The organism is Natrinema sp. LJW11, assembly GCF_056135975.1.
On record NZ_JBWBDM010000002.1, the window covers coordinates 243,525 to 256,813 of the forward strand.

9 protein-coding genes and 1 tRNA gene are annotated in these 13,289 nt (G+C 63.3%); 5 read left to right on the forward strand and 5 right to left on the reverse strand.

Annotation, left to right across the window (positions count from 1 at the left end):
- Window positions 1-13 precede the first annotated feature (13 nt).
- Window positions 14-829 (reverse strand): HD domain-containing protein, encoded by an 816-nt coding sequence (locus AC0QDI_RS05830; protein WP_474666164.1) that lies wholly within the window; start codon window positions 827-829, stop codon window positions 14-16.
- An 82-nt stretch (window positions 830-911) separates the two neighbouring features.
- The gene (locus tag AC0QDI_RS05835; RefSeq protein ID WP_474666166.1) at window positions 912-1,391 is read right to left on the reverse strand and encodes a redoxin domain-containing protein; all 480 of its coding nucleotides are present in this window, start codon (window positions 1,389-1,391) and stop codon (window positions 912-914) included.
- A 217-nt stretch (window positions 1,392-1,608) separates the two neighbouring features.
- Between AC0QDI_RS05835 and AC0QDI_RS05840 the strand changes: the two genes are divergently transcribed.
- A complete protein-coding gene (locus AC0QDI_RS05840) occupies window positions 1,609-1,926 on the forward strand; it encodes a twin-arginine translocase TatA/TatE family subunit (protein WP_474666168.1) in 318 nt (105 codons plus the stop codon).
- Between the two features lie 16 nt (window positions 1,927-1,942).
- A tRNA-Arg gene (locus AC0QDI_RS05845) sits at window positions 1,943-2,015 on the forward strand.
- A 333-nt stretch (window positions 2,016-2,348) separates the two neighbouring features.
- On the opposite strand, the gene AC0QDI_RS05850 is transcribed toward AC0QDI_RS05845, so the two are convergent.
- The 3 genes from AC0QDI_RS05850 to AC0QDI_RS05860 form a co-directional block, all read right to left on the reverse strand.
- Window positions 2,349-3,590 carry an acyl-CoA dehydrogenase family protein gene (locus AC0QDI_RS05850; protein WP_474666170.1) on the reverse strand — a complete coding sequence of 414 codons (1,242 nt, stop codon included), beginning with the start codon at window positions 3,588-3,590 and terminating at the stop codon, window positions 2,349-2,351.
- 130 nt (window positions 3,591-3,720) lie between these two features.
- Window positions 3,721-4,488, reverse strand: coding sequence for an SDR family NAD(P)-dependent oxidoreductase (locus AC0QDI_RS05855; protein ID WP_474666172.1), 768 nt, complete (start codon window positions 4,486-4,488; stop codon window positions 3,721-3,723).
- Window positions 4,485-6,104 (reverse strand): long-chain fatty acid--CoA ligase, encoded by a 1,620-nt coding sequence (locus AC0QDI_RS05860; RefSeq protein ID WP_474666174.1) that lies wholly within the window; start codon window positions 6,102-6,104, stop codon window positions 4,485-4,487. The genes AC0QDI_RS05855 and AC0QDI_RS05860 overlap by 4 nt, the downstream gene beginning before the upstream one ends.
- A gap of 582 nt (window positions 6,105-6,686) precedes the next feature.
- Between AC0QDI_RS05860 and AC0QDI_RS05865 the strand changes: the two genes are divergently transcribed.
- The 3 genes from AC0QDI_RS05865 to AC0QDI_RS05875 are packed head-to-tail and all read left to right on the forward strand — an operon-like array spanning window position 6,687 to window position 13,286.
- The gene (locus AC0QDI_RS05865; RefSeq protein WP_474666176.1) at window positions 6,687-10,658 is read left to right on the forward strand and encodes a type II/IV secretion system ATPase subunit; all 3,972 of its coding nucleotides are present in this window, start codon (window positions 6,687-6,689) and stop codon (window positions 10,656-10,658) included.
- Window positions 10,655-12,724, forward strand: a complete 2,070-nt coding sequence (locus AC0QDI_RS05870; RefSeq protein WP_474666178.1) for a type II secretion system F family protein — start codon at window positions 10,655-10,657, stop codon at window positions 12,722-12,724. The genes AC0QDI_RS05865 and AC0QDI_RS05870 overlap by 4 nt, the downstream gene beginning before the upstream one ends.
- Before the next feature lies 1 nt (window position 12,725).
- Complete coding sequence (locus AC0QDI_RS05875; RefSeq protein ID WP_474666180.1) at window positions 12,726-13,286, forward strand: DUF7287 family protein; 561 nt, start codon at window positions 12,726-12,728, stop codon at window positions 13,284-13,286.
- The last annotated feature ends 3 nt before the right edge of the window (window positions 13,287-13,289 follow it).

The following is a 13,289-nucleotide window of genomic DNA, read 5'->3' on the forward strand; positions in this document are numbered from 1 at the left end:
GTAAAACTTCGTTTTACAGCTCGATCCGTTCGACCAGCTGCTCGTGGTTCTCGTTCGTATTGAGCGCGACGATCCGGATCTCCTCTTCGAGGCCGGAGTCCTCGAGTTTGGCCTTGAGCAGGTTGTCGACTTGGTAGACGCCGGCGGCGTTGGTCATCTCGATCTCGACCATGACGGGCGTGGTGTCGCCGGGCTGGAGCGAGACGCGCTTGATCGCCTGACTCGAGAGGGTGTTGATGCCGCGACCGCCGTACTCGTAGGGGATCCGGGAGCGGCCGCTCTCCATGTCGAGGGCGTCGGCGACGCGGATAACGCCCGCTTCGGTGGTCAGCGGCGTTTCCGCGGTGTGGTGACAGAGGATCGCGTGGAGGATCTCGCCTTTCATCCGGACGGTGTCGCCGACGTCGTAGAACTCGGGGAGCACTCGGTCGAGGATGTCCGCGGCCAGCGGAATCGAGTAGTAGGCGTGGCTGTCGCGGTGGACGACGTGGCCGACGTCGTGTATCGTCGCCGCGAGCGCGATGATGACCGATTCGTCCTCCTCGGCCAGTCCCTGCTGGCGCGCACCGTTGAAGTCGACGTCGCCCGCCTTGAGCAGGTCGTACAGACACAGCGCCCGGTTGCGGACGATCTCGATGTGTTTCGTGCCGTGATCGTTGTACTGCATTCGGTCGACCGCGTTGACGTTCTGGGCCTCGAGATACGCGGTGATCTCCTCGTCGTCGTCGATGAACTCGAGGACGGTGTTCAGCTTCTCGTCGGGGAAGTCGTGATCGTTGTCGGGAAAGTAGACGCGGCGGGAACCCTCGTCGGCGGGAGAATCGCTCATAACTGTACGTCGGTTGCGGACTAAAAAAGCCCTGCGACAGTTGCGGATCGAACGGTTCTCGACGCGGGTTCTCGGTGCAGCGTCAGGACTGGTTCTCGACGGCGGCTTCGACCTCGTCGTAGTCGGGTTCGACGCCGGGGTCGTCGCTGACCCACGAGTACGCGATGTCGCCGTCGGCGTCGACGACGAACACCGAGCGCTTAGCGACGCCGTAGACGCCCAGATCGGCGAAGTCCATCGGAATGCCGTAGTCGTCGATGATCTCCTTGTTGTAGTCGCTGATGAGACCGAACTCGAGGCCGTTCTGCTCGCGGAACTCGTTGAGCGTAAACGGCGAGTCCCGGCTGACGCCGTAGACGGTGGCGTCTAATCCATTGAACGCGGCCAGGCGGTCCTGGAACGTACACATCTCGGTCGTACAGACGCCGGTGAACGCGCCGGGGAAGAACGCGAGGACGATCGGTGCCTCGTCCTCGAGGCGCTCGGAGAGCGTGAACTCCTCGATGTCGCCGTTTGCGAGCGGTGCGGTGAAGTCGGGTGCAGCATCGCCGGTCGTTACCATCGGTCGACAATACTGTACAAGCGGGAAAGACAGTTTCGTTCGCGGAACGATTGGAGATCGCGATGGCGGTGTGGAACGAACCGACGCGTTTCTCCCGTTCAGTGTGAGCCACTATCATTCTCGACGAATCTCGTCCTCACACGGACTGTCGCGGTGTCTTGTTTACCTAAGCGGTCCAAAAAGGTTATAATTGCCAGCGGGTAAGCCACGCATAGAGATGGTAGCCGAAATTGCACCGCTGTTCATCCCCGGCGGCATGGGGCCTCCGGAACTCGCAATCATTCTCATCATCGCGGTCTTGCTCTTCGGGGCGAACAAGATCCCGAAGCTGGCACGGTCGACCGGTGAGGCGATGGGCGAGTTCCAGAAGGGCCGCGAGAAAGTCGAAACGGAACTCGAAGAAATGCGCGACGGCAGCGGTAGCGCCAACGTCGACGAGAACGACAGTACCGACGAGGAGTTCGTCGACACGGAGCCCGTGACCTCCGAAGAGGAGACGGCCACCGACGCCGAAACCGAAACGGAAACCAACTAACGTTCTTTTCCCGCCGGGGCGTGTGGCCTAGCGGAGAGGGCAGAAGGTTCCTAACCTTCTGATCGCGGGTTCGAATCCCGCCACGCCCGTTATCGTGCTGAGCGGCAGCGAAGCCCATAACGGATCTGCGGGATTCAAATTAGAGAAGACGCAACGCGACCGTTTCGCGTGGTTCGAATCCCACCACGCTGCTCCTCCGTACAACCAGATTCGAGGCCCATTCGAAACTCAGTCAGCGATGCAGGAGATAGTCTCGAACCACTACGGCGGCCACTCGAGGCGGTGACGCTGCTGCGGTCTCGGGCCCATTCCAGCCCGCCGGGTACGTCCTGTCGTCCTAGACGATCGTTCCATGTGAGCGACAGGCACGCGGAGTTGGATATCGAAACTGCGACGAAGAACCGCCGGTCGCAAGCGAGTCGTCAGCGCTCCGTTCGTCGCTCTCGATTCGGATCGCCAAAGCGAGTCAGTGGCTCGAGTTCCGCTTCGGGAACGTCCTCGAACGCGGCCCGAGCGATGACGCGACGGTGGACCTCGTCGGCGCCGTCGACGATGCGGAACTGCCGGACCGATTCGTAGAAGTCCGACAGCGGGAGGTCCTTCCCGATCCCGTTCGCACCGCAACACTGGACGGCGAGGTCAACGGCCTCCTGGGTGGCGTTCGCGGTGAACACTTTGCACATCGAGACGGGGACGCGGGCCTCGTCGCCGGCGGCGATCCGGCCGGCGGCGTCCCGGATTCCGGTTCGGGCCATGTGGAGTTCGGCCTCGGCATCGGCGATTCGATGGCGAAGCGACTGCTTCTCCGAGAGCGTGGAATCGAACCCTTCGCGCTCGCTGAGGTAGGCTTTCGCGATGTCGAGCGAGCGCTGGGCCATGCCGGAAAAGCGCATACAGTGCGTCAGTCGGGCCGGCCCAAGGCGTTCCTGAGCGTGGGTAAAGCCCGCGTTCAGTTCGCCGAGCAGGTGTTCGTCGGGCACGCGAACGTTTTCGTACCGGATTTCGGCGTGGGAAACGCCGTGACCGCCCCCGCCCATGTGAGGCACGTCGCGGATGACCTCGACGCCGTCGGCGTCCGCCGGCACGAGAAAGAGCGAACAGCCCTCGTAGGGGTGGGCCTCCGGGTCGGTCCGCGCGAGGACGATCAGTACGTCGGCCTCGACGCCCTGGGTCGTCCACCACTTGTGGCCGTCGATGACCCACTCGTCGCCGTCTTTTTCGGCCGTCGTCCGGATCATCTTCGGATCCGAACCGGCACCCTGCATCGGTTCGGTCATCGAGAATCCGGACTTGATCTCGCCCGCGACCAGCGGTTCGAGGTAGGTCTCTTTCTGTACGTCGTCGCCGGCCAGTTCGAGGAGGTGCATGTTCCCCTCGTCGGGCGCGTCGACGCGCATCGCGACCTGGCCGAGGAGGCTGCGGCCCGCTTCCTCGAACGCGGGAAGCGAATCGCGGAAGCTCAGTCCCATCCCGCCGTACTCCTCGGGGATCTGTGGGGCGTAGACGTCGTACTCGCGAGCGGCCTCGCGCAGTTCCGCGACGGTGCCACTCGAGACGGCCATTCCGCCGGCTCGATCGCGTTCGATCGGGAGGACGACCGCTTCCATCAGGGCGTTGGCACGCTCGGCGACCTCGCGTGCTCGGCCAGTGTCATTGTATCGCATACCGGAGATAGCCCCGGTCGAAAACTAAGCGTTCCCAGAACTACCACGCGGTCGCAACTATCCCCGTGATTTTTGATGGAAACCGAGATCGGCCGAACGTAATCGGTTCGAACGCGCAGAAGAGCGACTCCTATCGCGCCGTCCAGCCACCGTCGGCCGCGAGCACGGAGCCGGTCACGTAGCTTGCAGCCTCGCTCGCGAGGAAGACGACTGGGCCGGCGACCTCCTCGGGATCGGCGAACCGATCGAGCGGGGTGCGGTCGATGATCGACTGTCGAAGCTGTTCGTTCCCCTCGAGCTCTTCGGTTAGCTCCGTGGAGACGTAGCCCGGTGCGACGGCGTTGACTCGCACCTCCGGACCCCAATCCAGGGACATGCTCTTCGTGAGGCCGACGATCCCGTGTTTCGAGGCGACGTAGGGGTGCTGGCGCGGAAGACCGACCAGGCCGCCGACGCTGGCGACGTTGATGACGGACCCGCCGTCGCTCGCGAGGAGGTGGTCCGCCGCCGCGTGGGTGACCTCGTAGGCGCCGTTCAGGTTGACATCCAGCACGCGGTCGAGGCTCTCGGTATCGACGTCTTCCGGCCGGCCGAGCGCGTCGTCCGGATTGAAGCCGGCGTTGTTGACGACGATATCGACGCCGCCGAACTCGGCGGCGGCTCCATCGATGACGTTTCGGACGGCGTCGGGATCCGTCACGTCCGCCGGGACGGCGACTGCGTCACCGCCCGCGTCTTCGATTTCTGCCGCGACGGCTTCGATCTCGTCCGTCGAGCGGGCGCTCGGGACGACCGCTGCCCCTGCGTTCGCCAGTTCGACGGCGATGGCGCGGCCGATGCCGCGTCCGCCGCCCGTTACAACCGCAACCCGGCCATCGAGATCGAAGAGATCGTTCATCGCTCCTCCGTTTCGTCGTCGCCCACATCAAGCTTTTCGCGCAGGCCCTGCTTGTCGAATTTTCCGGTCGCCGTCTTTGGAATCCGCTCGAGGACGCGGATCTCGTCGGGGAGCCACCAGTCGGGCTGCTCGAGCGTTTCCTGCAAGTGATCGTGAAGTCCGTCCTCGTCGGGATCCGCGTCCTCGGCGGTGACGACGGTCGCGAGCGGTCGCTCCTGCCATTTCTCGTGGGGCACGCCGACCACCGCCGCCTCGACGACGTCCGGATTGGCCATCAGCGCGTTCTCGAGCGCGATCGAGGAGATCCACTCGCCGCCGCTCTTGATGACGTCCTTCGCGCGGTCGACGACCTCGATGTAGCCGTCCTCGTCGACGGAGACGATGTCGCCCGTTTTCAGCCACCCGTTCTCGAAGTCCTCCTCGTTGGCCTGCGGACGGTTGTAGTACTCCGTGATGACCGTCGGCCCGCGGACCCACAGTTCGCCGGCCGACTCGCCGTCCCACGGCACTTCCTCGCCCGCGTCGTCGACCACGCGCATCTCGAGGCCGGGCGAAAGCAGTCCCTGTTTGCGACGCTTCTCGTACTTGCGACTCGGGTCCCAGTCGGCCATGCGGGCCTTCGGTCTCGAGACCGAGCCGATGCTCATCGTCTCGGTCATCCCCCAGGCGTGTTCGACGGTGACGTCGAACTCCTCGTCGTAGCGGCGCATCATCTCCTCGGGCGCGGCGCTCCCCCCCACGACGATCCGGTCGAGACTCGAGAGGTCGCCGCCGTGCTCGTCAACGTGCTCGAGGAGGTTGATCCAGACCGTCGGCACGCCGGCGGTCATGGTGACGCCCTCGCGCTCGATCAACTCGAGCAGGTCCGCCGCGCTCGGTGACGGACCGGGGTAGACCTGCGTCGCCCCCGCCATCGTCGCGGCGTAGGGGAACTCCCAGGAGTTGACGTGGAACATCGGCACGACGGGCATGACGACGTCGCGCTCGCTGATATCGAGCCCGGCGGGGGTCATGACCATCATCGCGTGGGCGTAGATCATCTTGTGCGTGTATTCCACTCCCTTCGGCCGGCCGGTTGACCCCGAGGTGTAGCACATTCCGGCGGGGTACTCCTCCTCGAGACCGGGCATCTCACTCTCCGAAATCGGGTCGTACTCAGCGATGAGATCCTCGTAGGCGACGGCGTCGATCTCCGTCTCCGGAACCGTCTCGCCCATCACGACGACCTGCTCGACGTCGAGCTCCGACCAGAGCCGTTCGATCGTCTCGAAGGGGTCGCCCGGATCGACGAACAGGATATCGTCGGCCGCGTCGTCGACGATGTAGGCGATATCCTCGTCGCCGAGCTGGGCGTTGATCGTGTGCAACTGTGCGCCCGAGAGGGGTGCAGCGTAGTAGGTCTCGAGGTGACGGTGATGGTTCCAGCCGAACGTCCCGATTCGATCGCCGTGGCCGAAGCCGCGGTCGGCGAGCGCCGCGAGCAGCGATCGGACGCGCTCCCCGAACTCGCCGTAGGAGCTTTCGACGATACCGTCGTGCGTCCGCGAGACGAGTCGCGTCTCCGGGAAGAGGTTCGTCGGCCGCCAGAAGAACGGTCGGAGCGTCAGTTCCGTCATCGACGATCACCACCGCCTGAGACGGTCGAATAGTCCGTCCTCCGTCGCCGAGGGAGCCGAACGCGTCTCGAACAGGTCGGTACGGTTCCGACCGTCACTGCAAGATCCGTCACGCGTGCTGGTTGGCATTGACAATCACGTTGAAAACAGGGAAAAGTGCGGATATAAGCCTGATGTATCTGTTCACCGAAGAACCGTTCCGAGTTACGCGACATCACGCCGAATCCGGTACTCATCGCCGCAGCGCCGAGACGCCCGAAAGAGGCGGTGGAACTCAGGACGTACCCCTAAAAGAGCGGTGCGATCCCGAAGGTCCCCCCAGCAAAGACGAGCGAGATCGAACGACCCCTACCTAGACGCTGAGACGGTCTGTTGTACCGATCTACCGGAGCGATCACAGGGGGGCGTAGTTGCATCGGAAATGACGTATCCCAGTCCGTCTGAAACCCGGCTAACCGGAACCTCGAGCCACGTGAGACCACGAAACGACGCAGAAACGGTCGAAAACCCGCACGCGCAGAATTATCAGAAATGGTAATGGGCGGATGAATTTTTTGAGGGGTGACTGTTTGGATAGCTGCAATGGCTATTGACGAGGCCGACCAGTCGGATGCCGGGGACTTTTCTGAGGGGGAGGCGTCCGACCCTGGGTCGGAGGACGAACGGGCCCACGAGTCGGAGCCGAGCTCGAACTCGGCCATCCGCGTCGGGACGTACACGTGGGAAGAATTTATGGAGGAATACGGGCACGAGGACGAGGTGTCCGTCCTGTATCCGGACGATCCCGAGCCGGCCGACGCGGACGATCAACTCGGGCTCGACACCGACGAGGACGTCGGGACGACGGTCCCCAACGGGGACGACTGGAATCGGGTCGAGTTCGACCCGGAAGCGTATCTCGGCCACCATCCGGACGACCTCGCGAACCACGTGTTGCCGACCGCCGGTGACAACGCGGACGCGCTCTGGGAACGCTTCCGTGAGTACGCCGATCCCGAAACGACGCCGGTCGTCAAGGATACCTGGACCTGGGAACACTACAAGTGGGAGTATTACTACGAGGACGACGGGAGTCGCCCGCGAGACGACGACGGGGAGATCGTCCGCCACGACGAGGAGGAGGCCCTCGGCTTCGATCCCGACACGATAGAAGGGCACCTCGCGGCCGGCAACGACGCCGCGCTGGAACTGGACGATCTCGTCGAGGAACGGACCGTCAACGTTCAGGAGGACCTCGAGGAAGACGAGTTCTTCTCGACGATTGCGGGCAATACCACCGTCTCCAATCGCTACGATCTCGAGAAAGCGGTGCCGCTCGAAAAGAAGACCCACTTCCGCGAGATCGAGCGCTACTGGGTGAACAAACCCTACGCCTACGTCGTCATCTTCCACTCGGAGAAGGAAAACGAGAAGAAGTACTACATGATCGAGCCGTACCAAAACGAGATCGAGAACGAACTCCAGGAGTTCCTCTCGGGCAAACTCAGGACGGCGATCAAGTACTCCGAAGACGGCATCAAAGAGAAAGCGACCGAAGACGGCCGACGGACGGTTATCGAGGACGAAACGCGGCGGCTTCTCAAGCGATACGATCTCTTCGAGGCGACCTCCGGTGACACCTCGGAGGGGATCCTCGAGACGCTCCGGGGACTTCTCGACGACGAAGACGAGGAGGAAGCCGAGACCGGGCCGAGTCAACTCGGAGGGATCGAGGTCAGACCCGAACCGGCGATCCTCGCGGACGATCCGGACACGTTAAGCGAGTACCAGGTCGAGAAACTGCTCTACCTGCTCAAGCGGGACTTCATCGGGTACGAGCGCATCGACGGCATCAAACACGACATCAACGTCGAGGACATCTCCGTCGACGGCTACAACTCGCCGGTCTTCGTCTACCACTCCGAGTACGAACAGATCATCTCGAATATTTACCACGGCGAGGACGAACTCGACGACTTCGTCGTCAAACTCGCGCAGCGTTCGGGGAAGGGGATCAGCAAGCGACTCCCACAGGTCGACGCGACGCTGCCGGACGGCTCGCGTGCACAGCTCACGCTCGGCAAGGAGGTGTCCGCTCACGGGACGAATTACACCATCCGTCAGTTCAAGGACGTCCCGTTCACCCCGATCGACCTCATCAACTGGAACACCTTCTCGCTCGACGAGATGGCGTTCCTCTGGCTCGCCATCGAGAACCACAAGAGCCTGATCTTCGCCGGGGGTACCGCGTCCGGGAAGACGACCTCGCTGAACGCCGTCTCCCTGTTTATCCCCTCGAGCGCGAAGATCGTCTCCATCGAGGACACCCGCGAGGTCGAACTGCCCCAGCGCAACTGGATCGCCAGCGTCACCCGTCCCTCGTTCGCCGACGACGAGCAGGGCGACGTCGACGAGTTCGATCTGCTCGAGGCCGCGTTGCGCCAGCGGCCCGACTACATCGTCATGGGCGAGATCCGCGGGGAGGAGGGGCGAACGCTGTTCCAGGTGATGTCGACCGGTCACACCACCTACACCACCTTCCACGCCGATTCCGTCGACGAGGTTCTCAAGCGGTTCACCACGGACCCGATCAACGTCTCGAAGACGATGTTCACGGCGCTGGATCTGGTCTCGATCCAGACCCAGACCAGAGTTCAGGGCCGGAAGGTCCGCCGGAACAAGTCCCTGACCGAGATCAACCACTACGAGGCCGAACACGACGAGATCAACGTCCAGGACGTCTATCAGTGGCAGGCCGAGACGGACGAGTACCTCAAGATGGGGGACTCGAACACGTTAGAGGAGATCCAGTTCGACCGCGGCTGGAGCAACGAGAAACTCCAAGAGGAGCTGTTCAAGCGGGAAGTGATTCTCGCCTATCTCATCAAGAAGGGGCTGAACACGTACGCGGAGGTCGCCGCGACGGTGCAGGCGTTCATCAACGATCCGGATACGATCCTCACTCTCATCGCGAACGGGCAACTCGAGGACAGTCTCGAGGACCTCCGCGAGATGGAGAGCGTCCTGATCGACGTCGACCCGGAGAAGGAGGAACTCGTCCCGCGCCCGGACGCGAGCAGCGAGACGTACAACCTCTCGATGGACCTCCTCGAGCGGGCCGAAGAGTCCCTGTTCGAGGAGTACCGGGGGAAGATCCCGAGCGGCCTCGCGAGCGCCCTCGGCGACGTCGAAACGGAGAGTACGATCGACGTCGACCGCGCCGACAGCGAGGAGTTCGACTTCGCCGGCGACGTCGACGAGACCGTCGACGAGGACGAGTGGGAACTCGGTACCGGCTCGTCGGCGTTCGCCGTCGAGGACGAAGACGACGGCGACGAACCGGCGTGGCTCAGCGAAGAGACGGGGTTCGCCATCGGTGACGAAGGTGACAGCGACGAAGCCGCCGCGAGCGCGACTGACGCCGCGACCGGTGGCGCTCCCCCAACCGATGCAACCACGTCGGACGCACCGTCCGACGCCGGCGGTCGGTCGACCGCAATCGAGCCGGCACGCACTGCCGACGAACCCGGCAGCGCCGGCGCCTCGAACAGCGGTTCAGAGCCCGCGACTGCGGCGGATACCGAATTGGCCTCGAAAGCGGAGACGGCCGATCCCGAGCCGGCGGCCGGCGGGGTGACGGAGACGACGACGGATCGGTCGACTGCCTCGAGTCCGCCCGCGGGAGCAGACGGCGAGGGAGCGGACTCGGCCCACCACGAGTCGACGGTACTCCCGACCGACGACGCCGAGGACGGCGATCTGGGCGGGCTGTTCGACGATATGGGCGAGACGATCGACGAACTCGATGCTCCCGACGCCGGTCGAACGGAGGGCAGCGAGGAGACGACGACCGCCCAGCCGGATACCTCCGGCTTCGACTCGATGTTCCCGGAGGACGACCTCGCTTCGATCTTCGATCCGGAGTCGTCCGACGACGAGCCGGATCCCACTCCGCCGACCTCGAGCGACGCGAACGGACCGGAGACCCCGACGATCGACGTCGACAGCGAGTCGGCCTCCGATCGGGCCGAGTCGAACACCGAACCGTCGGCGACGGACGCCGCGGCTGACGAAACGCCGACCGATAGTTCGGACGGCGATCCCTCGGAGCGCGAGGACCAGCCAGCGGGAGCCCCTGTCGACGAACCGCCGACGATCGATATCGATGACGATTCCTCGGATCCGGGAGACGACGGGGCTGGCGACGCGAACGACGACGCGGAGGCGGCAACCGGCGAGCCGGCGGCGATCGACGACGCCACCGAACCCGACGATGCCACCGATCCCGAACCTGATACCCCCGCCGAGACGGATACCGACGCCGCAACCGGTGGCGACGAGGGGGACTCCATCTTCGGCGGCGGATCCGACTCCATCTTCGGCGACGACGAGGACGGAGTCGACGATGAGGACGGGTCGCTGTTCGACGGGAGCGAGACGGGTGACGACGGGTCGATCTTCAGAGACGACGAGACGGATTCCGGCGACGAACCGACGGACGGCAACACCGGGATATTCGACGACGAAACCGACGCGGACGGCACCGAAGACGGAACCGACGAGGACGACGCATGAGTCTGCAAACTGACGACAGTGGCGGCTCTGGGGTGTCGGCCAGCTCCGACGCGCTGGGTGACCGGTTCTACCCGATCTACGATCGCCTGTTTAGCGAAGACAGCGAGTTCGTCGCCGACGTCGAGACGAAGCTCGCCCAGGCCCGGATGAGCGATACGGTCGAACTCTACCTCTCACGGGGGATCGGAATCGGGGTCATCAGCGGACTGAGTCTCTGGCTGGTCGGTCTGATGCTCGGCTACGGTATCTTCGCGATCGGTCTCCTCTCGAACGAGGCGCTTATCGGAATTCCGGTCGGTCACGGACTCCTCCTCAGTATCATCGAACTGCTTCGGGTACCGGCCGTCGTCTTCTTCACCGGGCTGGTGTTCGGCTCGATCGGCTTCGCGATCGGCTTTGGCTCGATGGTCGCGATTCCCTACTCGCGCGCCTCGGCCCGCAAGCGCGAGATCAACATGCTGATGACGGACTCGGTCTCGTTCATGTACGCCCTGTCCGTCGGCGGCTTGAATCAACTCGAGATCATCGAGGCGATGGCCCAGGCCGACGACACCTACGGCGAGGTCGCAAAGGAGTTCCAGAGCATCGTCAAGGAGACCGAGTACTTCGATATCGACTACCGAACGGCGATCCGGAAACAGGCGCTCCAGACGCCCAGCGACGATCTCTCGCAGTTCCTAACCGATATGCTCTCGATCGTCAACAGCGGCGGCGACATCGAGAGCTTTCTCGAGGACAAGAAAGAAAAGCACATGCGCACCGCGAAGCAGGAACAGGAGCTCACCCTCGAGACGCTCGAGCTCTTCGGCGAGATGTACATGACGCTGTCGCTCTTTCCGCTCCTGTTGATCATCATCATGGTCGTCATGAAGATGATTCCCAACGCGAACGTGACGGACCAGATGCTCTACATGGTCGTCTACGGGCTGATTCCGATGATCGGCGTCGGGTTTCTCGTCCTCGTCTCGACGGTCAAACACGACGAGCCCGGCGACGGCTACCTCTCGATGGGAAATACAAGCAAGCGGACCGAAACCGGGCAGAACGGTGGGTTACTGAGCCTGGGACTCGTCGAGCAGTTTACCGGCGAGCACAGCGTCTTCGACCGGGTCAAGAACCGCGAAGGGACCTACGAGACGATCGAAGTGCTGCGGAAGCCACACCTCTTCTTCCGAGATAATCCTCTGGTTACGCTCGCGTTGACCGTGCCGATGGTGTTGGTCATCGTCGTGACGGCCATGGTAACCGGGTCGGCTCCCACCTCCTGGCAGGGGATGCTCGACAGGCCGATCTGGGGGACGTTCATCTACGTCTATCTCCCCCTCTACATCACGGCGATCCCGCTCTCGATCTTCCGCGAGTGGAACGTTCGCCACCGTAATTCCGTCGTCAACAAGCTCTCGGAGGACCTGCGGAAGCTCTCGAGTTCGAACGATACCGGGTTGACCCTGCTCGAGTCGCTCAAGTCCGTCTCCGATACCACGAACGGAAAACTCGCTCGCGAGTTCGAGATGATGCACACGAAGGTCAACTACGGGACGAGCCTGAAGGAGGCGCTCATCGAATTCAACAACAAGTACCACATTCCGCGACTCGCCCGGACGACTCGACTGATCACCGAGGCCCAGGAAGCGTCGAACCAGATCTCGGACGTGCTCCGGACGGCCGCGACTGCGAGCGAGAACCACGACGATATCGAACGCGAACGGAAGTCCCGGACCCGCATGCAGATCGTGATCATCATCATGACGTTCATGACGGTGCTGGCGGTGATCGCGATCCTCAAGACGCAGTTCATCGACACGATGGCGGGTCTCAACGCCGGCAGTAGCGGTACCGAGGCCAGTGCCGGCGGCGCAGGCGGCGGCGCAATGGAGGGTGCTAACCTCAGCGAGAACATCGACGTCGACATGCTGTCGGTGTTGTTCTTCCACGCGGTAACGCTGCAGGCGATCATCTCCGGATTCATCTGTGGATACATCCGGGATGCGGACCTGTTGAGCGGGTTGAAGTACGCGATCGGTCTGTCGTCGATCGCACTCATCGGCTGGATGTTGGTGGCCTAAGATGATCGGGAAACGAACGAACGAACGAAGTCCGGGATCGGCGAGGCGGCCGAGAACGATTTCGATCCGGTTGACCGGACGAGGACAGACAACGCAGGATTTCGCCGTCGGAATCGGCGTCTTCCTGCTGGCGATCGCCTTCGTCTTCTCGTTTCTACCGACGGTCGCGACGCAACACGACTCGTCGATCAACGGGGCGGACCGAGCACAGGCGGATCGAATCGCGGATCGGATCGTTCACGACGTCTCGACGGGAACGCCGAACGAAATCAACGCGACGCGATTCATCGATACGTACGCGTCAGAGGACAATCTGACCGCGCAACTCGCGCTTCGGTCGAGCAACGGGAATCCGATCGATCGGGTGAACGTCACCGTCCGAGGCCTCGACACTAACGCCACGATCGGCGACACCGGGAACTGGACTGCCGGGGAGGGACACGACGATCAGCCCACCGCTACTACTACGCGCATCGTCACGGTCGAACCCGGTCCCGACGTTCGTCCCGCGGTGGAGCAGAACTGTACGCCCGCCTGTCGACTGATCGTGAGGGTGTGGTGAGAC

Coding starts and splice junctions, on each gene's coding strand:
- AC0QDI_RS05830 (WP_474666164.1), bottom strand. CDS start 829: ATGAGCGATTCTCCCGCCGACGAGGGTTCCCGCCGCGTCTACTTTCCC.
- AC0QDI_RS05835 (WP_474666166.1), bottom strand. CDS start 1,391: ATGGTAACGACCGGCGATGCTGCACCCGACTTCACCGCACCGCTCGCA.
- AC0QDI_RS05840 (WP_474666168.1), top strand. CDS start 1,609: ATGGTAGCCGAAATTGCACCGCTGTTCATCCCCGGCGGCATGGGGCCT.
- AC0QDI_RS05850 (WP_474666170.1), bottom strand. CDS start 3,590: ATGCGATACAATGACACTGGCCGAGCACGCGAGGTCGCCGAGCGTGCC.
- AC0QDI_RS05855 (WP_474666172.1), bottom strand. CDS start 4,488: ATGAACGATCTCTTCGATCTCGATGGCCGGGTTGCGGTTGTAACGGGC.
- AC0QDI_RS05860 (WP_474666174.1), bottom strand. CDS start 6,104: ATGACGGAACTGACGCTCCGACCGTTCTTCTGGCGGCCGACGAACCTC.
- AC0QDI_RS05865 (WP_474666176.1), top strand. CDS start 6,687: ATGGCTATTGACGAGGCCGACCAGTCGGATGCCGGGGACTTTTCTGAG.
- AC0QDI_RS05870 (WP_474666178.1), top strand. CDS start 10,655: ATGAGTCTGCAAACTGACGACAGTGGCGGCTCTGGGGTGTCGGCCAGC.
- AC0QDI_RS05875 (WP_474666180.1), top strand. CDS start 12,726: ATGATCGGGAAACGAACGAACGAACGAAGTCCGGGATCGGCGAGGCGG.